Origin of the sequence: Collinsella sp. i05-0019-G5 (assembly GCF_042851345.1) — a bacterium.
Taxonomy (GTDB): Bacteria; Actinomycetota; Coriobacteriia; order Coriobacteriales; family Coriobacteriaceae; genus Collinsella.
In genome coordinates this window covers 2,052,724-2,074,573 of record NZ_AP031421.1, presented here as the reverse complement: position 1 = coordinate 2,074,573, position 21,850 = coordinate 2,052,724, and the positions used below count along the sequence as shown (strand labels likewise).

The 21,850-nt window shown below is 61.6% G+C and carries 16 protein-coding genes; 14 read left to right on the top strand and 2 right to left on the bottom strand.

Annotated elements, in window-relative coordinates:
- Positions 1-3 precede the first annotated feature (3 nt).
- The gene (locus ACGHIZ_RS09715; protein ID WP_390447759.1) at positions 4-4,812 is read left to right on the top strand and encodes an acyl-CoA dehydratase activase-related protein; all 4,809 of its coding nucleotides are present in this window, start codon (positions 4-6) and stop codon (positions 4,810-4,812) included.
- A gap of 481 nt (positions 4,813-5,293) precedes the next feature.
- The gene (locus tag ACGHIZ_RS09710; RefSeq protein ID WP_390447756.1) at positions 5,294-5,749 is read left to right on the top strand and encodes a hypothetical protein; all 456 of its coding nucleotides are present in this window, start codon (positions 5,294-5,296) and stop codon (positions 5,747-5,749) included.
- 56 nt (positions 5,750-5,805) lie between these two features.
- Here the strand turns inward: ACGHIZ_RS09710 and ACGHIZ_RS09705 are convergent, their stop codons facing one another.
- Positions 5,806-6,945, bottom strand: coding sequence for a DUF389 domain-containing protein (locus ACGHIZ_RS09705; protein WP_390447753.1), 1,140 nt, complete (start codon positions 6,943-6,945; stop codon positions 5,806-5,808).
- A 308-nt stretch (positions 6,946-7,253) separates the two neighbouring features.
- On the opposite strand from ACGHIZ_RS09705, the gene ACGHIZ_RS09700 reads away from it, so the two are divergent.
- Together ACGHIZ_RS09700 and ACGHIZ_RS09695 are read left to right on the top strand one after the other, a co-directional pair.
- Entirely contained in the window at positions 7,254-9,773 is a 2,520-nt protein-coding gene (locus tag ACGHIZ_RS09700; protein ID WP_390447750.1) for a CAP domain-containing protein, read from the top strand.
- A 173-nt stretch (positions 9,774-9,946) separates the two neighbouring features.
- Positions 9,947-10,705, top strand: a complete 759-nt coding sequence (locus tag ACGHIZ_RS09695; protein WP_390447747.1) for a hypothetical protein — start codon at positions 9,947-9,949, stop codon at positions 10,703-10,705.
- A 201-nt stretch (positions 10,706-10,906) separates the two neighbouring features.
- Here ACGHIZ_RS09695 and ACGHIZ_RS09690 read toward each other — a convergent pair whose 3' ends face one another.
- Positions 10,907-12,610, bottom strand: coding sequence for an OPT/YSL family transporter (locus ACGHIZ_RS09690; RefSeq protein WP_390447744.1), 1,704 nt, complete (start codon positions 12,608-12,610; stop codon positions 10,907-10,909).
- A 218-nt stretch (positions 12,611-12,828) separates the two neighbouring features.
- Here ACGHIZ_RS09690 and ACGHIZ_RS09685 point away from each other — a divergent pair, with 218 nt between their 5' ends.
- From ACGHIZ_RS09685 to ACGHIZ_RS09640, 10 genes are all read left to right on the top strand, one after another.
- Positions 12,829-13,680 (top strand): type III pantothenate kinase, encoded by an 852-nt coding sequence (locus ACGHIZ_RS09685; RefSeq protein WP_117840020.1) that lies wholly within the window; start codon positions 12,829-12,831, stop codon positions 13,678-13,680.
- Between the two features lie 85 nt (positions 13,681-13,765).
- On the top strand, positions 13,766-14,290 hold the full coding sequence (locus ACGHIZ_RS09680) for a dCMP deaminase family protein (RefSeq protein WP_099432128.1): 525 nt from the start codon (positions 13,766-13,768) through the stop codon (positions 14,288-14,290).
- Positions 14,291-14,462: 172 nt separating this feature from the next.
- Positions 14,463-14,741, top strand: a complete 279-nt coding sequence (locus ACGHIZ_RS09675) for a NifU family protein (RefSeq protein WP_117637654.1) — start codon at positions 14,463-14,465, stop codon at positions 14,739-14,741.
- A gap of 109 nt (positions 14,742-14,850) precedes the next feature.
- Positions 14,851-15,672, top strand: a complete 822-nt coding sequence (gene lgt / locus ACGHIZ_RS09670) for a prolipoprotein diacylglyceryl transferase (protein WP_117637655.1) — start codon at positions 14,851-14,853, stop codon at positions 15,670-15,672.
- Between the two features lie 135 nt (positions 15,673-15,807).
- Positions 15,808-17,991, top strand: coding sequence for a DUF6020 family protein (locus ACGHIZ_RS09665; RefSeq protein WP_390447739.1), 2,184 nt, complete (start codon positions 15,808-15,810; stop codon positions 17,989-17,991).
- A gap of 164 nt (positions 17,992-18,155) precedes the next feature.
- Positions 18,156-18,962 carry a YebC/PmpR family DNA-binding transcriptional regulator gene (locus ACGHIZ_RS09660; RefSeq protein ID WP_117584122.1) on the top strand — a complete coding sequence of 269 codons (807 nt, stop codon included), beginning with the start codon at positions 18,156-18,158 and terminating at the stop codon, positions 18,960-18,962.
- A 166-nt stretch (positions 18,963-19,128) separates the two neighbouring features.
- The gene (locus tag ACGHIZ_RS09655; protein ID WP_118094713.1) at positions 19,129-19,674 is read left to right on the top strand and encodes a hypothetical protein; all 546 of its coding nucleotides are present in this window, start codon (positions 19,129-19,131) and stop codon (positions 19,672-19,674) included.
- Entirely contained in the window at positions 19,667-20,044 is a 378-nt protein-coding gene (locus ACGHIZ_RS09650; protein WP_390447735.1) for a DUF2273 domain-containing protein, read from the top strand. The genes ACGHIZ_RS09655 and ACGHIZ_RS09650 overlap by 8 nt, the downstream gene beginning before the upstream one ends.
- Before the next feature lie 44 nt (positions 20,045-20,088).
- The gene (locus ACGHIZ_RS09645) at positions 20,089-20,610 is read left to right on the top strand and encodes an Asp23/Gls24 family envelope stress response protein (RefSeq protein WP_390447732.1); all 522 of its coding nucleotides are present in this window, start codon (positions 20,089-20,091) and stop codon (positions 20,608-20,610) included.
- A 205-nt stretch (positions 20,611-20,815) separates the two neighbouring features.
- Positions 20,816-21,838, top strand: a complete 1,023-nt coding sequence (locus tag ACGHIZ_RS09640; protein ID WP_390447729.1) for a YitT family protein — start codon at positions 20,816-20,818, stop codon at positions 21,836-21,838.
- Positions 21,839-21,850 lie beyond the last annotated feature (12 nt).

Genomic DNA, 21,850 nt, shown 5'->3' with positions numbered 1-21,850 from the left:
ACAATGAGCAAACTCGTCGAGGGCATTAAGGACCGCATGGTCGCTGCCGCACGCGAGGCCGCGCCCGCCGTGGTGGACGCCGCGCAGAAGGCCGCGACCGCTGCTGCCGAGAAGGTTGCCGAGGCTGTTGCCGAGGCCAAGAATGCGGCGGGAGAGACGCTTGCCGCCGACGCAGCCACGCCCAACGTTGCCGAGTCCGTAACCGCCACCGCCGCTGAGCCCGTAACCGCCGCCCGGCCCCCCGAAGGCACGATCTTCAACCCTGAGAACGCCCGTGGTAACCTGCACCTGGGCATCGACGTGGGCTCTACCACCGTCAAGCTCGCCGTGCTCAACGACGACAACCAGATCGTGTACGCCAAGTACCAGCGCCACCACACCGACGTCCGCGCCTGCGCCCGCGACCTGTTCGAGGGTGCTGCGACCGTGCTGCCGACGGCCCAGATGACCTGCGCCATTACCGGTTCGGGCGGCTTGCTGCTGTCCCAGTGGCTCGACCTGGAGTTTGTCCAGGAGGTCATCGCCAGCAAGCGCGCCGTCGAGACCCTTATCCCCGCCACCGATGTCGCCATCGAGCTGGGCGGCGAGGACGCCAAGATCATCTACTTCGATAACGGCATCGAGCAGCGCATGAACGGCACCTGCGCCGGCGGCACGGGCGCGTTCATCGATCAGATGGCCACTCTGCTGCACACCGACGCGAGCGGCCTCAACGAGCTTGCGGCCAACGCCACCACCATCTATCCCATCGCCAGCCGCTGCGGCGTCTTTGCCAAGACCGACGTGCAGCCGCTGCTCAACGAGGGTGCCCGCCCCGAGGACGTCGCCGCTTCCATCTTCCAGGCCGTCGTGACCCAGACCATCTCGGGCCTGGCATGCGGCCGCCCCATCCGCGGCAACGTCGCCTTCCTGGGCGGCCCGCTACAGTATCTCTCCGAGCTGCGCCACCGCTTCTACCTCACGCTCAACCTGGACGAGGAGCACCGTATCGTGCCCCAAAACGCCCACCTGTTTGTGGCGAGCGGCGCCGCCATGGCGCACGAGTCCAATAAGCTCAGCACGTTCCCGCAGCTCATTGAGGCCATCGATGCCCTGGGCGACACGCAGGGTGCCGAGGTCGAGCGCTTGGACCCGCTCTTTGCCACCGACGAGGATTTTGCCGAGTTCAAAACCCGCCACGACACCGAGGTCGTCCCCAAGGGCAAGCTCGACGGCTACACCGGCCGCGTGTTCATCGGTATCGACGCCGGCTCCACCACCATGAAAGCCGCGCTCGTGGGCGAGGACGGCCAGCTGCTGCACACCTGGTACGGCAACAACAACGGCGATATCCTGGGCACGGCCAAGGTCATCATGGCCGATTTCTACAACTACATTCCCGCGGGCTGCACCATCGGCCACGTGACCACCACGGGCTACGGCGAGGCGCTGCTCATCGAGGCCCTCAAGGCCGACTCGGGCGAAATCGAGACCGTTGCGCACCTGCGCGGCGCCAAGGCGTTCCTGCCCGGCGTCGAGTTCATCTTGGACATTGGTGGCCAGGACATGAAGTGCCTGCGCGTCAAAGACGGCGTGATCGAGCACATCATGCTCAACGAGGCCTGCTCGTCGGGTTGCGGTAGCTTTATCGAGAGTTTCGCCGTGTCTATGAACATGGACGTGCGCGCGTTCGCCGATGCCGCCATCCATGCCAAGGCCCCGGTCGATTTGGGCAGCCGCTGCACGGTCTTTATGAACTCGCGCGTCAAGCAGGCGCAAAAGGAAGGCGCCACGGTGGGCGACATCGCGGCCGGTCTGTCCTATTCCGTCATCAAGAATGCCCTGTTCAAGGTCATTAAGCTGCGCGACCCCAAGGAGATCGGCAGCCAGGTAATCGTTCAGGGCGGCACCTTTATGTCCGACGCCACGCTGCGTGCATTTGAGCAGCTCACCGGCGTTCATGCCGTGCGTCCCGACATCGCCGGCTGCATGGGCGCCTACGGTGCGGCCCTGCTCGCTCGCGATCGCGCCGGCGCCGACGGCACCTCGACCATCCTTTCGGCCGAGGACATCGCGCACCTCACCGTGACGCAAAAGCACGTCCGCTGCGGCCGTTGCTCTAACAACTGCCAGCTTACCGTCAACGACTTTGGCGGCGGCAGGCGCTTTATCACCGGCAACCGCTGCGAGAAGGGCGCCGGCCACAAAAAGCAGAAGACCGAGGCACCCAACCTCTTCAAAAAGAAAAACGAGCTGCTCTTTGACCGCGAGGTACTGAGCCCCGACGAGGCCCCGCGTGGCACCGTCGGCATCCCCCGCGCACTCAACATGTACGAGAACTACCCCTTCTGGCACGCGTTCTTTACGCGCCTGGGCTTTAGCGTGCAGCTGTCCGACCAGTCGAGCAAGAAGACCTACCAGGCGGGCATCGAGTCCATGCCGTCCGAGAGCGTGTGCTATCCGGCAAAGATGAGCCACGGTCACGTGATGAACCTTATCGACCGCGACGTCGACTTTATCTGGATGCCGTGCGTGCGCTGGGAGCGCAAGGAGGATCCGACCGCCGGCAACTGCTATAACTGCCCCATCGTCATGAGCTACCCCACGGCGCTGGCGCTCAATATCGACGAGATTCGCGAGCAGAACATCGAGTTCCTGTACCCGTTTGTGCCCTATCACGACAAGACCGAGCTCAAGCGCCGCCTGTATCAGGTGCTCGCCGTCGACCGTGTGGCCGATGCCGAGGCTGGTCGCGGTCGCGTGCGTGGACCCAGGATCACGCGCTCCGAGGTTGATGCCGCCGTCAACGCTGCCTTTGAGGCCGATGCGCGTTTCCACGAGGACATCCAGACCATGGGCGAGGAGGCTCTTAAGTGGGTCGAGGACCACGGTGGCCATGGCATTGTGCTCGCCGGCCGCCCCTACCACAACGACCCCGAGATCAACCATGCCCTGCCTGAGCTTATCTCGAGCTTTGGCTTTGCGGTCTTTACCGAGGATTCGCTCGCGCATCTGGTAAAGCCCGAGCGCCCCATCCGCGTCGTCGACCAGTGGATGTACCACAGCCGCCTGTACGCCGTCGCCCGTTTTGTGACGATGCGCAACGACCTGGACCTGATCCAGCTCAACTCTTTCGGCTGCGGTCTGGACGCCCTGACCACCGATCAGGTGCAGGAGATTCTGGAAGCCAGCGGCAAGATCTACACCGTGCTCAAGATCGACGAGGTATCCAACCTGGGCGCCGCGCGCATCCGCATCCGCTCGCTCATGGCCGCGCTTAAGGACCAGGAGGCCGAGCGCCTGGCCGAGGCCACGGCCGCGGGCGAGGCCTACGAGCAGGGCGACGCCGCGCCGGTGGCTCCCTCCAAGGATGCCCCCGCGTTCGCGAGCCGCAAGTACACGTTCGAGGCGCAGCGTGAAAGCGCCTCGACCGCGTGGCCCAAGGTGCCCTTTACCGAGCAGATGCGCGAGGAGGGCTACACCATCCTGTGCCCGCAGATGGCGCCGATCCACTTTGACCTGGTCAAAGAGGTGTTCCGCGGTGCCGGCTACAACTTGGAGCTGCTGCCCTCGACCGATCACGATGCCGTCGAGGCCGGCCTGCGCTACGTGAACAATGACATTTGCTACCCGTCGATCCTGGTAACGGGCCAGATTATGGAGGCCATCGAGAGCGGCAGGTACGATCTGTCCAAGACGGCCGTGGTTATCAGCCAGACCGGCGGCGGCTGCCGTGCCACCAACTACATCGCGCTCATCCGCAAGGCCCTGCGCGAGAGCGGCCACCCCGAGATCCCGGTGATCTCGCTTTCGGCCGTGGCGCTCGGCGAGGACAACCCTGGCTTTAAGATTACGCCGGCGCTGCTCAAGCAAGCAGTCTACGCGGTGCTCTTTGGCGACGTGATGATGCAGATGCTCTATCGTTGCCGCCCGTACGAGGCTACGCCCGGTGCCGCCAACGCGCTCTACGAGGAGTACATGGCGCGCGCCCGCAAGCTGGCGCCTAAGTTCAACAGGCACAACTACACCAAGCTGTGCCGCGAGGCCATCCGCGCGTTCGACACCATGCCGCTCGTGGGCGAGGGCACCAAGCCACGTGTGGGCGTGGTCGGCGAGATTCTGGTCAAGTTCCATCCCACGGCCAACAACCACGTGGTCGACGTCATTGAGCGCGAGGGCTGCGAGGCTGTGGTGCCGGGTCTGCTCGACTTCTTCCTGTACTCCATGAGTAACGCCGAGCTACAGAAGGACGAGCTGGGAAGCTGTGCTACCACGCGCGCTGGTATGCAGGCGCTCATCAAGCTCGTGGACTGGATGCGTACGCCGGTGGAGGAGATGCTCGAGAAGTCCCGCCGCTTCGAGGCGCCCGAGCGCATCGGCACCATGGCCGACAAGGCCCGCACGGTGCTTTCGGTGTGCAACAACATGGGCGAGGGCTGGCTGCTCACGGCCGAGATGCTCGACCTGATCGATCATGGCGCACCCAACATCATCTGCACGCAGCCCTTCGCGTGCCTGCCTAACCACGTGGTGGGTAAGGCCGTGATCAAGGAGCTGCGCCGTCAGCATCCCGAGAGCAACATCGTCGCGGTGGACTATGATCCTGGTGCGTCCGAGGTCAACCAGCTCAACCGTATTAAGCTTATGATCAGCGTGGCAAAGGAAAACATGCGCGCCGGCAAGGGCTTTAAGCTCGAGAAGGTGGCGCCGCTCGCGATGGACGAGGTCACCGGCCAGATGCGTGCCCACGATGGCTGCGCGAGCTGCGGACCGGCCAGCGAGGAGGCCGTTGCATCGGTCGCCGAGCGTCTGGGACGCGGCATTAAGAAGTAGTTGGCCTGCTATGGGCTAGATATGAGACAAACGGGTGGCAGCCGTGCCGGCTACCACCCGTTTTTGCTGGACATATGTTGCGCAAATGGCGTTGCAGGCGCTTTCAGCGGACTCGGATTTCGGAAGTATGCGGCAAAATTTGAATAGGCCGAGCACACTGGATATGTCCAAGCTCTGTACCTGCGGTTTTATTGGCGAAAAACCGGGGTATGCTCGAGAGTTCCGGAATTTGCCGCATACTTCCGAAAACAATGCCTCGGTGGCGCCAAAAATAGCCTCCGGAACCCTGAGATAATGAACATATGTAGCCGTTCGCCGCAAATTACCGTCCGTTCATGGAACCTATCTCCAACGAGTTGTAACCATATGGTTTGATGTTGGAAACATATGATTGCCGGCAGGCCGTAGGTGACGTTCCCCCTGATATCGGAGGTTCCGGGTATGTTTCGTGCTCCGTTAAACAACTATCGGTTGGGCTAACATGGATCGCCGTGTTATTTCGATAACCCTTGCAGTGGTCTGCCTTGCTGTGCTCCTGGGCGCTACAGGGCTGTTTGCTATAAGCCGAGAAACGTCCTATATGCAGGAATGCGTTTCCGAAGGCTTTGCCATTGACGGTTACTATCGGGATGACAAAACGAGTCGGGAAACCCTGGCTTTTCTTGAGGAGGACAACTGTCGATGGCAGCTGGTCGACCAAGACGGAATCTGCACAGACGGGCAGTTTAAGCGTACGGATGACCCCAACATCCTGATATTAAAAAAGGAAAACGGCGAAGAATTCGGTACGGTCCACGTGGCGTATATTTCGCGACGCCGCGATCAGGGTTGGCTCTACCTATTTAGAGATACCAAGGTGACCCGTTTTTATCTGGTGGGCACCGAACCGGCGTTTATGGTGGAGTCTGGCGATGTCGATGTCGATGTGGACAGTTGATTCACGGCAATAAAACAGCGAGCGGGGCGCAGGCATGAACTGCGTCCTATATCAGGTCACTTCACGTCAAACTCTACGCGATCGAGCTCGGGCACGTTGAGGTCGATGAGCTTGCGAGCGACGTGACGGTCGTGTGCCCCAAGCGCCTCGCCTGTCGTCACGTGAGCGACAATCTCGCGCTCGACGATACCCTCCTCCTCGCCTTCGGTAGCCGAGGTCTCGACGGCGACGGTGTAGTCCTTAAAGCCCGGTAGCACCGCGGCGAGCTCACGCGTGGTCTCGGTGACGCCGTAGCCGTCCTGCACGCCGGCCTGCGCCGAGCCAATGGAGCCCGCCGTCATGACGATGCAGGGGATGGCAAAGATCACCGTGCCCACGATGATGCGGCGGCGCACCTTGCGCGATAGCTCGTCGACCTCGGCATTTTCCTCGGCGGTCACAATGCCGTCGCCGTTGAGGTCGCGCTTGAGGGGCACGCGCAAGATAAGCAGTACGGCTTCGGCCGCCAGCGCGATAAAGACGACGTTGATGCCAAATTCGTAGAGCGCCGAGAGAAACAGCGACCCGCTCGCGATGGCGATGCCGTAACCCGCCGCGCAAAGGGGCGGCATCAGCGCGGTCGCTACGGCCACACCGGCGATGAGCGTGGCGGGTTCCTGGTCGCGTGAGTTGCCCAGGCCGCCCGCAAAGCCGCCCGCGAGCGCGACGGCAAGGTCCCACACGGTGGGCGTCGAGTTGTCGATAATGGCGGCCGTGGTGGTGCCAAGGGGCGAGAGCTTAAAGTACAGCGTGGACGTGACCAGGCAAAAGGCCGTCTGCAGCGCAAGGCCGGCGACGGCTTCGACGGTAATCTCGCGGTCGAGCGTGGCAATGCCGTATGCCATGGCAAGAACCGAGCCCATGAGCGGGCAGATGAGCATGGCGCCCACGATGGCGATGTCCGAGTCGATATCGAGGCCGATGCTTGCGATGAGCATGGCGATGATGAGGATGCATAGGTGGGAGCCAGTCAGACGCGCTCCGTTTACAAAACGCTTGCGGATCACGTGATAGGGCGCGCGTCCCTCGCGAATGTTGAACGCGCGCTTTAAAAAGCGACCAGCCTGTTCGGCAGCCTCACTATGGGCAGGGCGGATGCCATGGCGCCGGTGATGGCGTTCACGCAGTCGCTTGAGCTGTTGTCTATCGAGTTCCATGTCCACCTCGTTCCAGCGCGGTCCGCGCAACGCGTCCGTTGTCCTAACTCTACACCGTGGCGGGCGGGGTGTCTGTTGGATGCGGAATCCGATAGGGCGGATGACGCGGGAGCAAATGCAAATCACAGGCTCAATTCGATCCCGCAAGAATATGATGCACCAGCTCCTTCAAATGTGACGAAATTGTGAAGCACGAGAGCGCGAATTTCAAAAAAATCCGCTGGTGACCAATGTTGCGCAACAGAATTCAAAAATCGGCACCTACAGTTTGAAGCGTATGGATACATCCGTGTCAAAGGGAGAAAGCCATGGCAAACTACAGTCCACAACACTTTGAGCCTCGGGCTAAGGCCGTCAACGTCAAGGGCGTTGCCAACCGCGCCGTCGCAACCGTTTTGACAGCGGGCCTCATCGCTCAGCCGCTCATGTCGCCGCTGGCGGCAATCGCCGCACCGACGGCAGATAACGGCGATTCTGTTCAGGGGGGTAGTTCTGTAGAGAACACCGTTGCCGCCGGTAACCAAGCGGTCGTAAAGACGGCTGCCCAGCTGGTCGAGGAGTCGGCAAAGCAGCTCAAGGACGCTCAGGCCGCCTACGATGCGGCTCAGAAGAAGGCCGACGCGGCGGGCCAGTCTCAAAAGCAGGCACAGCAGCAAAAGAATCAGGCCTCACAGGCTGTGAGCGACAACGAAATCGAGCAGAACGCAGCAGAAGTCGCCGCGCTCCAGGAGAAGATTGACGAGCTCAAAGCCGCCGTCGAAAAGGCAGAGCAGCAGCAGAAGAAGCTGGGCGACCTGAACGATCAGCTCGATCAAGCCAACAAGAGTGTCGAGGATAAGACCCAGGCGCTCAAGGACGCCAAGGCAAAGCAGGATGAGGCCAAGAAGGCCCTCGATGATGCCCAGGCCAAGCTCGAGGCCATGGGTATGGACGAGTACGAGGCCGCCAAGAAGGCCGTCGAGGACGCGCAGGCAAAGCTCGATGACGCCAATAAGGCCGTTACTACTGCACAGGACAATCTGGACCAGGCCAAGGCTGCCGAGGCCAGCGCCCAGCAGGAAAAGCGGAATACCGAGGCCGCTCTGACTTCCGCCCAGGCCAAGAAGCAGGAGACTGCCGCTGCTCTCGCAGCCGCAACCACCGCGCGCGATAACGCCCAGCAGAAGTTCAACCAGGCGCAGGCCGCGCTCGATGCTGCCGTCTCGGGTACGGGTGTTGACCTGAGTGCGCTTGAGGCCGCCAAGAAAGCTGCTGCTGGTGAGCTCAAGACCGCGCAGGCGGAGCTCAATGCCGCGACGGATGCCGACGCCACCGCACAGACAAATCTGCAGGCCGCCCAGGCTGCCGTCGCTGCCGCGCAGCAGAAGCCCAACGCCGCCAACGCTGCTGTGGCATCTGCCCAGTCTGCATACGATGCGGCAAACAAGGAGTACAAGGACGCGGCCAGTAAGCGTGACGCCGCGAAGACGGCATACGAGCAGGCCCAGCAGACCGAGGCCGACAAGAAGGCGGAGTACGATAAGCTTGTCGAAGTTCGCAAGCAGAAGCGCAGCGAGTGGGAGGCAGCCTGCGCTGCTTCGAACGCCGCGGAAAAGGCTTATGACGCTGCTAATGTCCAGGTTGAGGCTCTTGAGCAGCAGATTGCTGACCTCAAGTCCAACATGACCGTTGACCAGGAAGTCATCAGCCAAGGTATACTCGGCTTCATGAACTATATTAGCGACGGCAGCCAGTTCACAGCCACGCAGAAAAAGAACGCCCAGGAAGCCGTATCGATGCTGACCGGTGCCGCTGACAAGGCCGAATGGTATGACCAGTACGTCGATCAGGACATGTCTCGCGACACCAACCCACTTTCCTTGGAGCAGATGCGCAACGCCCTGACATATCTCGACACCCAGAACAACCTCCGCAAGGCGAACGGTCAGTCGGCGCTCAGCGTCAGCCTCCGCATGACTGCGGCAGCCGCCCTTAATACATCATATTCATCGAACATCTGGGGACACTCGAACTGCTATTTCGACAACGGGGAAAATCTTGCCGGCGGAGGCGGCGCATATACCGGCGGCGAGACCGAGGATACACTCGGTTGGCCCTACACCGGCCTCTACACACAGGAGAAGGAGGCATTCGATAAGTACGTCGCGCAGTATGGCGACGCACTTGGAAGCCATCGATATGATTCCTGCTATATCTATCAGCACTACAACAGCATCTACCATGAGTGCGGGCACTATCTCAACATTATCGATGCCGGTACGAAGGCTATCGGCATCGCAACCGGTAGCGGTAAGAACACCGATTCCGAGGTAACCATCTTCGATTACAGTGCTGATGACACTCAGGCTGATTTCACTGTCTCCGAGTTCAAGAAGCTCCTTAACGACTACATCGATTCCGCTTACAACGCAGGCGGCACGCAGGAGCAGAAGGAGCAGCTGAAGCAGCTGCAGAATAAGCTGGCGGAGGCGCAGAAGAACTTCGGTACTACTAAGAAAGCTTACTTTGCAGCGGTAAATAAGCAGGATGCGGCGCATGACGCCTATACCGCGGCCGACACAAACGTGAACACCGCCAAGGGCGAGTACGAGAAGGCTAAGTCCGGCACCGCCGCCGCGAAGACGGCATACGACGCCGCCGAAGCCAAACTCAAGGGCATCGACGTCAAGACGCCCCAGACCAAGCTCGATGCCGCCAAGAGCAAGGCGCTACTGCCCAGGCAGCTCTCGATAAAGCAAACGCCACGCTTGCCGACAGCAAGACGAAGGCAGCCGATGCCGCTGCTCACAAGGCGAAGGCTCGCAGCGCCCGCGACGCCGCCAAGGTAAAGTCCGATCAAGCCAACGAGGCGTATGACAACGCCACGGCTTCGGTCAAGGACCTTACCGCCAAGCGCGATGCCGCCAAGACGGACCTTGCGAACAAGCAGGTCACGCTAGACGAGGCCAAGAAGGCTGACGGTGCTGCCCAGGCTGGCGTTGACAAGGCCCAGGCCGCAGATGTGCACGCCGCGACCGCTCTTTCGGACGCCAAGCAGGCAGTTGCCGCCAAGAAGCAGGCCCTGTCCGACGCGCAGACGAAGGCCAAGGCCGCCGAGGACGAGCTTGCCACCGCAAACAAGGCCTTCGAGCGCTTCGCCGGTGTCCAGAAGGCGGTCGACGACGCCAAGGCCGCCTATGACGCTGCCGTCGCCGGTGTCGCCGATGCCCAGAAGCAGCTCGATGCCGCCAACGAAGCCGTCGTCGATGCGAACCTCGAGATCGTCAAGGCCAAGGCCGAGCTTGCCAACGACGAGGCACTCAAGGCCGATCTTGAGGTTGTCGACCACAAGGCATCCCTTGCCGCGGGCACGACGGGCAACGAGAAGCTGGTCAAGCTGAACGCTGCCTACGCTCGCTATAAGGCCGCCGTCGATGCCGCCGCTGGCCTCAAGGCTGCCCTGAGCGATGCCGATACCAAGCTGTCCGATGCCAACGACGCCTATGCCGCCGCTCTTGCCGAGCTTGGCGATGCCAAGGATGCCCTGGCTGCCGCGCAGGCCGAGTACGACAAGTATCATCCCAAGGCCGAGCCGCAGGCTAAGCCTCAGGTTGCGCAGGCTGCCGCAAAGGCTCCTGTCGCCAAGAAACAGGCCGCGCCTGCCGCGCTCGCCCAGACCGGTGATGACTCCGCACTTGCGGGCGAGGTCTTCGTTATCGGCGGTATTACACTCGTGGCTGCGGGTGTGACGCTGGGCGATCGTCGCCGCAAGCAGATGTAGCGTTTCGAGCGTAGATTCTGCAACGAACTTCGGTTCATAGCAGGAACGCTTCGATAGCTTAACCGATAAGGCCGGCGCGCTGTTAAACGCAGCGCGCCGGTCTTTCTTTGCGTTGGTATCAAAAAGCCCGGTCGGTAGCCGCGAAAGCTACCGACCGGGCAAATCGTAGGCAATATGGTTGCTGTCGAGCAACTGCTCAGCTTATCCCAGCAGGCTCAGGCCCACGGAGACAAACGCCAGGATAACGCCGACGATGGACTCGCCGCCCAGCAGGCCGCTGGCAACGACCAGGCCCTGCTCCTGGAAGGCGGCGTCCTTGGCAGCCTTCTCCTCGTCAGAAAGACCAGCAGTGGCGTCGCGGTGGGCGGACCACTTGTCGTAGGCGAGTTTGACGCAGGAGCCCAGGAATGCCGTGAGTGACATGTAGAACGGCAGGTACACGCCCAGGCCGATCATCATGGCCGGAATGCCGAGCCAGTACATGACGATGCCGGCGATAAAGCCGCCAACGAACCACGGCACGCTCGGGATGCCCGAGACCATGGTGGCGACCACACTTGCCTGCGCGGCAACAAAGCTCTTGTCGGGGCCAAAGGCGTCCGGACCATAGGCGGTGACGAGCGCGACCATGACGGCGGCGGCGACCAGGGCGCCCACGATGCCGCCGATGGCCTGGCCGACCCACTGTGCTCGCGGGTTGGTGCCCAGCACGGCACCGGCCTTAAAGTCGTTCATGACGTCGCCCGCAAGGCCGCACGCCACGGCCACGATGCCGGCGATAAAGAACAGCTTGACCTGAGCGATCTGTGCGAAGGCTGCCACGATGAGCATGACGATGAGGCCGAAGATCTCCATGGGGTCGATGCCTGTCTGGCCGCAGCTCTGCGCGCTCATGATGGTGGTGACAAAGGTGAACAGCGTGACGATGACGGCCGGAACGGGGCCAAGGTCAAGCACGATGGCGATGATCACGGCGATGGCGGCAGCGCCCAGGCCGATGATACCGGCGTCGAGCTTGAGGGAGCCCGAGATGAGCGACTGCTCGTCGGTGTCGGTGGAGCTGTCGGCGGCGAGACCGCGGACGATGCCGGCGACCTGCGGCAGGATGTCCTTGAGGACGACGGCGACGCCAAAGCCCATCATGAGGCCCATGCCCAGGGACTTGACGATGCCCTGCGCAGTCACAACGTCGAACAGACCGGCAGCGGTGCCGCCGACGACGATGCCAAAGTTGCCCAGCAGGGCGCCGGCAAACCAGAAGGCGACCGGGGCGAAGCCCACGAGGAAGCCGACGGAGAGCAGCATGGGCGAGTTGTAGATGCCAAAGGTCACGCCGGGGATATTGAGCGTGCACAGCATGCTGGGCACCACGCCCAGGGCGTCGCGAAGCACACTGTAGATGCCTGCAATGGCCATGGAGCCAAAGAGCTGCTTGCCGGTCTTGCCGCCGGCCTCGGTTGCGCGCAAGGTCTGAGCTGCGGCGTTGCCGGTGGGGAACTCAAGCGCGGCGTCCACGATAAAGTGACGGTGGATGAGCGCGGTGGCCAGCAGGCCCAGGATGGTGCCGGCGAGCGCCACGATAAACATGTCGAGCCAGCTAATCTGGTCGGCATAGCCCAGCATCCAGGCGCCCGGGATGGTAAACGCCAGACCGCCGGCGACCATGGCGCCCGCGGACATGATGGTGTGGGTGACGTTTGCCTCGTTGAGGTTGGCGTTGCCCATGAGTTTGAGGAAGAACAGCGAGATGACGGCAGCAAAGACGATCGGCCAGGGGAGTGCGCCCATCTTGAGGGCGGTGTAGGCCGAGCTTGCCGTGATGATCACGCAGCCAAGGACGCCGATGACGACGCCGCGCAGCGTGAGTTGCCCGCGCATCGAAGCGCGGTTCGAGGGATTGCTCATATAAAACTCCTTTGCGTATATCCGCTTCCCCCGGGAGCGCCGCTACGGATACGGCGCGGGAAGTCGGGTTACCAAGGGCCGCCGCGTGAGCTCGCAAACGACCGCGCACCAGTATAGCCGCAAGGCAGCGCGTTTGGGAGGGGCGTCTTTTAACTGCCCCTGCTTGCCGGATGGAACTGCGGGGATATACTGCTGGGCAGACGAAAGGAGCGCCGACGATGCTTAATGGGTGCGCATATATATTGACGGTCGACGTGGGCAACACGTTCATTCGCTTTGGCCTGTTTGCCGAGGATTCGGCCGCGGCGCAGGAGCGCCCGCTCGCGACGTGCGAGATCACCACGCCGTCGAGCATCACAGCTGACGAGGCGCGCATGAGGCTCGCGCAGGTCACGGCCGCGCTGGCGGCCGATGCGGGCATGCCGGGCGCACTTGTGCCCACGGCTGCCGTGCTGAGCTGCGTGGTGCCGGCGCTCGAGCGCCCGTGGAAGGCGGCGCTTTCCCGCACCTGCACGGGACGCGTGCTCACCGTGGGGCCGGGCCTCAAGACCGGCATGCCCGTACACTACGACGATCCGGCCGAGATCGGCCCCGACCGCATTGCCGACGCCGTGGCGGCCCGTGCCGTCTACGGCTCTCCGTGCATCGTGATCGACTTGGGTACCACGACCAATATCGAGGTCATCGACGCGCGCGGCACCTTTGTGGGCGGCGTCATCGCGCCGGGTCTGGCGCTTGGCGCCCGCTCGCTTTCGGCTGCTGCGGCGCGTCTGCCGCAGGTCGAGCCCTCGGCACCCACGCATGTGATCGGCCGCAACACGCGCGAGGCCATGCGTTCGGGCGTGGTTCTGGGCGAGGTGGCCCGCATCGACGGCATGCTCGACATGGTGCTCGCCGAGATGCGCGCGACCAAGGCCGCGGGGGAGGGCGACGTGCCCATCGTCATTACCGGCGACGATGCCGAGGCGCTCGCGTCGCTGGTCGGCCACAGCCTGACGGTAGACGACGCGCTGACGTTGCGAGGACTCGCCGAGCTCTACCGCATCAACCAAAAGCCCCGCCGCGTGTAAAAGTGAGGGCGCCGGTGGGACAAACGCCCCCCACCTTTCACCTGCTACAATGGGTCAAACTATTGCGATTACGGAGGTGTCTGCCATGTCGGACGATCTTCATCAAACTTCGTCAGGCAAGCGCCTGGACGTCATTAGCTGGGACGAGTTCTTTATGAGCGTGGCCATCGCCGCACAGCGCCGCAGCAAGGACCCCAACACGCAGGTGGGTGCGTGCATCGCCAGCACCAACCACCGTATCCTTTCGGTGGGCTACAACGGTACGCCCTCGGCGCTCAACGACGACTTTTTCCCGTGGGGTACGAGCGACGACCCGCTGCAGGACAAGCACAACTACGTGGTCCATGCCGAGGCCAACGCCGTGCTCAACTACCGTGGCTCGCTCAAGGACCTCGAGGGTTCCACGGTCTACGTCACGCTGTTCCCGTGCCACGACTGCGCCAAGATTTTGGCGCAGGTGGGTGTGGGCGAGGTTGTCTACCTGGACAACAAGTACGCCGACACCGACGACGGCCGCATCAGCCGCCGCATTCTCGACTCCTGCGGTATTAGCTACCGCCAGGTTATCGTCGATGTTCACATCGGTACCGAGGGGCAGGCTCAGCAGTAGCGCGTGACAATGCCAGCTGGTAACAACAGGCAGCTAAAAGATCCCCGTCCCAAATTGACTGCTCGTGAAAGTCGTGTCCGCGCGCATGGATGGCTCGTGAGCGGGTACATGGCTGTAGTAACATAGCCCCTGTCCGCGGGCGTGCCCGCGTTATTGTGAGAAAGGAGCCCCTGTGGCTGTTAACGAAGAGCTGCTTAAGAAGGTTCTTGAAGAGATTCGCCCCAACCTGCAGGCCGACGGCGGCGATATGGAGTATGTGGGTGTTGACGACGAGGGCGTCGTCAAACTGGAGCTGCAGGGTGCCTGCGCCGGCTGCCCTATGAGCGCGCTGACCCTGTCCATGGGTATCGAGCGTATCCTCAAGGAGCATGTGCCCGGCGTTACCCGTGTCGAGCAGGTTAATGCCTCCGGCGAGACCGACGACCTGTACGACGAGTACGCGCCGTTCTAAGATGCGAAAGCTGCGGACGGCATACTCCGCATAGACGTTACGCCCAAATATGCGGCTGCGAGCGCAAGGCCCGCGGCCGCATTTGTATGTAGGGAGTAGGAGGGTCGACATGCTCAACGACTTCTACCATATGCTTGATCCCGTCGCGATTTCGGCGGGGCCCATCACGATTTACTGGTATGGTCTGGCCTATGTGGTCGGCGCCCTGCTCACGGCGGTCGTCATGTATCGCACGCAGCGTCGCTGGGGCTTTAGCATCACGATTGACGACCTGACGAGCGTCGTGGTCGGTGTGGTCTTTGGCCTTATCATCGGCGCCCGCCTGTTCTACGTCATCTTTTACGGCGACGGCTACTACTGGGCACATCCGCTCGAGATCTTTGCCACCAACGAAGGCGGCATGAGCTTCCACGGTGGCCTGGTCGGCGGCATTATCGGCGGCATCATCGTTTGCCGCATGTATAAGCTCGACGCATGGACTCTGGCAGACCTTGCTGTCATCGGCGCGCCGCTGGCCTTGTGTCTGGGCCGTTGTGCCAACTTTGTCAACGGTGAGCTGTGGGGCAAGCCGACCGATCTGCCCTGGGGTGTAGTCTTTGGCGGGACTGCGGGCGATATGCCGCGTCACCCCTCCCAACTCTACGAGGCATTTCTTGAGGGCATTGTGCTCTTCTGCATCCTGCAGGTGCTCAGCCGCAAAAAGCCGTTGCTGCCCCAGGGCACGTTTATGGGCGTGTTTGTGATGGGTTACGGCATCGTCCGCTTCCTCGTCGAGTTCGTGCGCGTGCCCGATGCCCAGCTGGGCTATCTGCTGGGCGGCGTCATCACGATGGGTCAGCTGCTGAGCCTTCCGCTCGTGATTGCGGGCCTGGCGCTCGTCATCTTTGCCCTCCGCCGCAACCGTCCCCAGCGCATCTACCTCGACTCCTAACCACCACAAAGGGGACAGGCACTTTTGTGGTGGTTTGCTGGGCAACGATGACAGAACCGTAACGTTTCCCCAGATAAAACCTGCTAAAATAAACCTGTCCCTTTTTGGCAGGTTTCTAGAAAGGCTCTTTGGACTGTGAAGGATTCCGATCTCTCCACAACGGCTGCGCGCGACGCGGCCCGCATCGTCTGGTTTAAGCGCTACCCCGCCAAGCAGACGCTCATCGCATTTCTGCTCGCGCTGTTGGCGACCACGGCGTTTTCCATCGATCCCGCCCCGGTGTCGAGCAACGCAGTCTTGGCGATTGACCCCAAAGCCTCGGGCATGCTGTACGTGTGCTACGAGGTGCTCCTCTCGTTTGCCGGCCATACCGACGCGGTCATGCTGCTTGCGCTTGCCTGCCTGCTCACGCTGCCGTTTCGCTACGTATTCTTTGGCCGTGGCGACACCTGGCGCCCGTCGATCATTCTGCCGTCGCTGTTTTTCGCCATCTGCATGGTGTTCGGCCGCAGCTACGACCTCACCGACTCGGCCGAGATTGTTCTTGGCGACAGGGCCCGCATCATCTGTGCCTGGATTGGCGGCGCGGGCTGGATGCTCTTGGCGATCGTTGCCTTCTACCTGGCTTTTGAGTGTCTAGATTGGCTGAGCTCTCGGCGCATTCCGTTTTCCGAAGCGCACTTTGGCCGCGTATGGCGTGTGGCTCACGCCGTGCTCTCGGCCCATCCCTTTGCCGGGCCCTTCCTGGTGCTTATGATCGCCTGGGCGCCCACGCTCATCGCTTCGCTGCCCGGCCTTTTTATGGGAGATACGGGTGCGCAGATTCGCCAGTGGTTCAACTATCCCAACGGCACGAGCGACTACCTGCGCCTACTCAACCCCAATGTCCTGCTCAACGGGCATCACCCGGTCGTGCACACGGCCATTATCGGCTCGTGCGTTCAACTGGGGCTTTCGGTCTTTAACAGCGCCAATGCGGGGCTTGCCATCTACACCTGCGCTCAGTTCGTCATTACGGCCGCCTGCATGGCCTATTCCGTCTCGTCGCTGCGCAAACTGGGCGTGAGCCTGCCGGTCCGCGGCGTGATCTTGCTGTTCTTTGTGTTTATGCCCATGTTCTCTAACTACGCGGCGTTGCTAACCAAAGACGTGCTCTTTGCCGACGCGTTTTTGGTGCTGTTGGTGCAGACCGTGAAGCTCGTGGCCTGCGGCCTGCCCCGTCGCGATGCCAATGCCGAGCGTGCGGGCGAGAAGGCCCCCGTGCTCTTTGCGCGCCATGACTGGCTGTTGTTTGCGCTTGCTGCCATGGGTTCCACGTTTTTGCGCAATGGAGGCCTGGTGTTTCCGCTGGCGGCGTGTATGATCGCGGCGGCGTTTTGCGCATGGGATGCACATGTCGCTCGTCGTGCGGCTAAGCAGACGGGCACCGCGGTCTCATGCGTCACGCCGCGATTCCGCTGGGTTGGCGTCCTCGCGGTGCTCGCGCTCTGCCTTGCCTCTAATATGTACTTCACCAAGGTCTTTATGCCGGCGCACGACATCACGCCCGGCTCCAAGCGCGAAATTCTCTCGATTCCGTTCCAGCAGACGGCTCGTTTCGTTCAAAAGCACGATGGCCTCAACTCGGGTGTCAACCCCACGGTAAAGGAGGACGGCACCATCGTGGAGGCGCCCTGCGACGGTTTGGTGACCGACGAGGAGCGCGTCGTGATCGATCGCGTGCTCAAGTACGAGAACCTGGGCCGCCGCTACAACCCTGACAAGTCCGATGCCGTCAAGAACTGCTTTAACGAGTACGCCTCGCAGGAGGACATCAAGGCCTATTTTGAGGTCTGGGCGCAGATGTTCAAAAAGGATCCCGAGTGCTATATCTCGGCGCTCATCAATAACTATTACGGCTACTTTTATCCGAGTGCCCGCGATGCCTGGGTCTACAGCACGGCGCGTAGTGCCGAGATCATGGCGCGTCCCGACAACCTCAAGTACTTCGACTTCCATCCGGTTGACAGCAACGTGGTGCGCTGGTGTGACCACCTGATCAATCTGTACCGTGTGGCGGTGCAGCGCATCCCGTTTATTTCGCTCACCATGAGCTCGGCCACCTATGTGTGGATCATGATTGCCGTGGTGGTCTACCTGCTGCGTCGTCATTCATGGCGTGCGCTGGCGATCTGGGTGCCGCTGTTGGGCGTGCTCGCCGTGTGCCTGATTGGTCCGTGCAACGGCTCGACCTACATGCGCTACCTGTATCCGGTCATCGCCTGCATGCCCTTCGCCATCGGCGCCACCGTCACCCGCAGCGACTTCCTCTGGTCCTAACTTGGTGCATTGGGGTCAGGTTTCTTTGCACCAAAGGGGACATCATCACGACGCCTTCATTTTGGGGTTTATCTCGCAGGCTAGTAGGTATATCATAACGACGTTTGTTTATATTGCCCGAGCATCTGCGCTGGGCTTTAGGTCGAAACCGATAGGAGACACGTATGTCCGGACACTCTAAGTGGGCCACAACCAAGCATCGTAAGGGCGCGCAGGACGCCAAGCGTTCCGCCCTCTTCTCCAAGCTCAGCCGCAACATCACTGTTGCTGCCCGTCTCGGCGGTGACCCGCTGCCCGAGAACAACGCCAGCCTCGCCGCTGCCGTTGCCAAGGCCAAGGCTCAGTCCATGCCTAAGGACAAGATCAAGTCCGCTATCGACAAGGCTTTTGGTTCGGGTGCTGACGCCGCCGTCTACGAGAACATCGTGTACGAGGGCTACGGTCCCGCCGGTGTCGCCGTCTACGTCGACTGCCTGACCGACAACCGCAACCGTACCGCCGCTGATGTCCGTTCCGCCTTCTCCCACGCTGGTGGCAACCTGGGCACCTCCGGCTCCGTCGCCTTCCAGTTTGAGCGCAAGGGCCAGATCGTCGTCGCCAAGGAGATCCTGGATGAGAACGCCAAGAAGGAGACCATGATCGCCAACGGTGCTGCCGGTGACGAGGATGAGTTCATGATGGCTATCGCCGAGGCCGGTGGCGAGGACTACGAGGATGCCGGCGAGGAGTGGATCGTCTGGACTGCTGCCAACGAGGTCATGGCTGTCTCCAAGGCGCTCGAGGAGCAGGGTGTCCAGGTCAAGGGCTCCGAGACCACCATGGTCCCGACCACCCCGACCGAGGTTTCCGGCGCCGACGCCAAGAAGGTCCAGCGCCTCATCGACCGTCTTGAGGAGCTCGACGACGTCCAGGACGTCTACAGCACCATGGACATGACCGACGAGGTCATCGCTGCCCTCGAGGAGGAGTAGCGCCAGCACGGATTGAGCCGTGCATATCTGGGCATAATGAAGCGAGCATGCAAGCCTCGTGGAATAGATGAGCCGGATCCGCGTGCGTAGAGCACCGGACCCGGCTCTTTTATAATGATGCGAACCGTTTTGCATTTCGAGAGCCGAGATTTGAAGGGAGCGCCGCGTGCGCGTACTCAAACGAGCCCTAGCGATCGTGTATCTTGCCGCCACCATCGTGGCGCTGGGTACGCTTGTCTGCCAGTTTTGGGGGCCGTATACGTATCGCTTTATGCTGCTGATGCGCGACCCCATGCCGCGCATCGTCGTGACGGCGTGCGCCGGCGTCGTGGCGATCGGCGTACTGCTGAGCTTTTTCCGCCTGATGTTCGCCCGTCGCGAGCCGTCCTGCGTGCATCCGGCGGGGGAGCGCAATATCGAGGTTACCCTTGCGGCGCTTTCTTCGTGCGCCAGGGTTGCTGCCGGGCGCGACGACCGCGTGATGGTCGAGCATGTCGAGGCTCGCGTCCAAGGCCCCGACGATTCGCACGTCCGTTTTAAGGTCGAGGCTATCGCGCTTGACGATAAGGACGTGGCATCTCTGGCTACCGCGATGCAGCAGCGCATCGAAGAAGCCTGCGATACCATGCTCGGCGCGCCGGGTACGACCGCGCGCGTCCGTTTTTTGCCGTCCAAGACTACCGTCCAGACCGTGGAGGTTTCCGGTGAGTGATACCAATCAAGATAAGACCGCTCGTACGCCGCGCCTGACGATTGACCAGAGCGCCGCGCCGGCAGGCGAGGTCGTCGATTCCAAGGTAGAGGGTGCCGAGTCGCATGACGCGGTCGCCGACGATTTTGATGAGGCCATGGGTCTCATCAAGGGTACGGGGGCGGCTATCTGGAGCTATGCCGTCCGTCATCCCAATACCACGCTCGGAGCCGTCGCTGGTTTTGTGCTCGCTGTGCTGGTTCTCACGCTCGGCCTGTGGGATACGCTCGTCATCGCATTCTTTGTGCTGATCGGCGCCGTGATTGGCCAGATTCGAGACGGCGAGAACGGGATCGTCAACTTCTTCGGTCGTCTGTTTAGCGGCCGCTAGCATGTATTCGACCGCCGCGTGTGCGGTGGGCATAAGGAGGAACCATGGCTTTTAACACGAAGGTCGATGTGGCCGATACCGAGCTCGAGGCGGACGAGACCGTCGCTGCCGAGGCCGAGGACGTAACGCTCGAGGACGAGGCGCTCGTCGAGGCCGAACCCGCCGACGATGCGGACGAGGACGATGAGGAAACAGACGAGTCTGAGGATTCGCTGACCTATTCCAACGGTGTGATCGAGAAGATCGTCGCCATGGCCACCCGCGAGGTGCCGCACGTCCTGGGCATGAAGGGCAACCTCATGCACTTTGTGCAGGAGCAGTTCGGTGCCGAGAATCTGACCAAGGGCGTGACGGTCGAGGTCACCGATGACAACCGCGTGGTCGTCAACATTTCCGTCATTATCGAGTACGGCGCCTACGCGCCCGCGATTTTCGACGACGTTAAGGCGCGCGTGACCGAGCGTCTGGCTGCGATGACCGGCCTTGAGGTGGCAGGCGTCAACCTGCGCATCGAGGATGTCATCACCCCCGATGAGTACGAGCACCGCACCAACCAGCACGAGTAACCTACCAAAAAGGGATGTTTATTTTGGCAGGTTTTATCTGCGAAAACGTCAAACGGCCGGCCGCACGGATGTATGTGCGGCCGGCCGTTATTTGTATGTCCCCGATGTAGGCATACCGCTCGTCTAACTAGGGGTTGCAATCGTCGTGTTCCGCGTTACCCTAATGGGCGCATTGTTTCCAAATTGTTAACGAGGGGTTGCCGTAATGGCTGACGAGCACGAAACAGAAAGCCAGGCATGGGCGATTGAGGCTGCCGCGGCAGAGGCGGCATCGCGAGCTGCCGAGGAGGTACATCGTCCTCCCGTGGTGCCGATGGAGCGCGTGGTTGATCGCACCGATATCGAGCGCGGCGAGCGTGCCGGCCAAAAGCGTAGCCAGGAGCCAGGCTTCCCGCGCTTTTTCGCCGAGCTCAATCTGGGCCTGATTCTTACGGCTTTTGCCATCGTTGCGTTTAAAACCCCTAATCACTTTGCTTTTGGCGGCACCTCGGGCGTGTCGGTTATTCTGTCCACGCTGTTCCCGACCCTGCCCGTCGGCGTCTTTATGTGGATTATCAACGCGGTTCTCGTCGTTTTGGGCTTTATCTTTTTGGAGCGCAAGACAATCCTGTGGAGCGTCTTCGCCTCGTTTGCGCTGTCTGCCTATGTTTCGCTGTTCGAGCTCTTTATCCCGACCGATGTCTCGATGACAGGCGATATGTGGCTCGACCTGTGCTTTGCTGTCATCTTGCCGGCGCTCGGCAGCGCCATCGTCTTTGATATCGGCGCCTCGACGGGCGGCACGGATATCCTCGCCATGATCCTCAAGCGACGCACCACGCTCGAGATTGGCCGCGCGCTGTTGCTGGTCGATATCGGCATCGTGACCATCGCGGCCTTCTTGTACGGTCCGCGCGTCGGTCTGTACTGCGTGCTCGGCCTGTTTGCCAAGACGCTTGTGGTCGACAAGGCCATCGAGAGCATTCACCTGCGCAAAGTCTGCACGATCATTTGCTCCGAGCCGCGCAAAGTTGAGGAGTTTATCGTCAAACATCTCAACCGTACGGCGACTATCAGCCGCGGCTACGGTGCCTTTTCGGGCAAGTGCGTGACGGTGATCATGAGCGTGCTGAGCCGTCGCGAGGCCGTGCAACTACGCCGCTATGCGCGCGAAGTCGATCCGGGCGCCTTTATCACGATTGTCGACAGCTCCGAGATCGTCGGCAAGGGTTTCCGCGGCACGAACTAGCGCGGACGTATT

Bases quoted from the DNA above. Each gene is read 5' to 3' on its own strand.
- ACGHIZ_RS09690 (WP_390447744.1), bottom strand. From the start codon at position 12,610: ATGAGCAATCCCTCGAACCGCGCTTCGATGCGCGGGCAACTCACGCTG.
- ACGHIZ_RS09680 (WP_099432128.1), top strand. From the start codon at position 13,766: ATGTCGGACGATCTTCATCAAACTTCGTCAGGCAAGCGCCTGGACGTC.
- ACGHIZ_RS09645 (WP_390447732.1), top strand. From the start codon at position 20,089: ATGGCTTTTAACACGAAGGTCGATGTGGCCGATACCGAGCTCGAGGCG.
- ACGHIZ_RS09710 (WP_390447756.1), top strand. From the start codon at position 5,294: ATGGATCGCCGTGTTATTTCGATAACCCTTGCAGTGGTCTGCCTTGCT.
- ACGHIZ_RS09705 (WP_390447753.1), bottom strand. From the start codon at position 6,945: ATGGAACTCGATAGACAACAGCTCAAGCGACTGCGTGAACGCCATCAC.
- ACGHIZ_RS09640 (WP_390447729.1), top strand. From the start codon at position 20,816: ATGGCTGACGAGCACGAAACAGAAAGCCAGGCATGGGCGATTGAGGCT.
- lgt (WP_117637655.1), top strand. From the start codon at position 14,851: ATGCTCAACGACTTCTACCATATGCTTGATCCCGTCGCGATTTCGGCG.
- ACGHIZ_RS09685 (WP_117840020.1), top strand. From the start codon at position 12,829: ATGCTTAATGGGTGCGCATATATATTGACGGTCGACGTGGGCAACACG.
- ACGHIZ_RS09715 (WP_390447759.1), top strand. From the start codon at position 4: ATGAGCAAACTCGTCGAGGGCATTAAGGACCGCATGGTCGCTGCCGCA.
- ACGHIZ_RS09660 (WP_117584122.1), top strand. From the start codon at position 18,156: ATGTCCGGACACTCTAAGTGGGCCACAACCAAGCATCGTAAGGGCGCG.
- ACGHIZ_RS09700 (WP_390447750.1), top strand. From the start codon at position 7,254: ATGGCAAACTACAGTCCACAACACTTTGAGCCTCGGGCTAAGGCCGTC.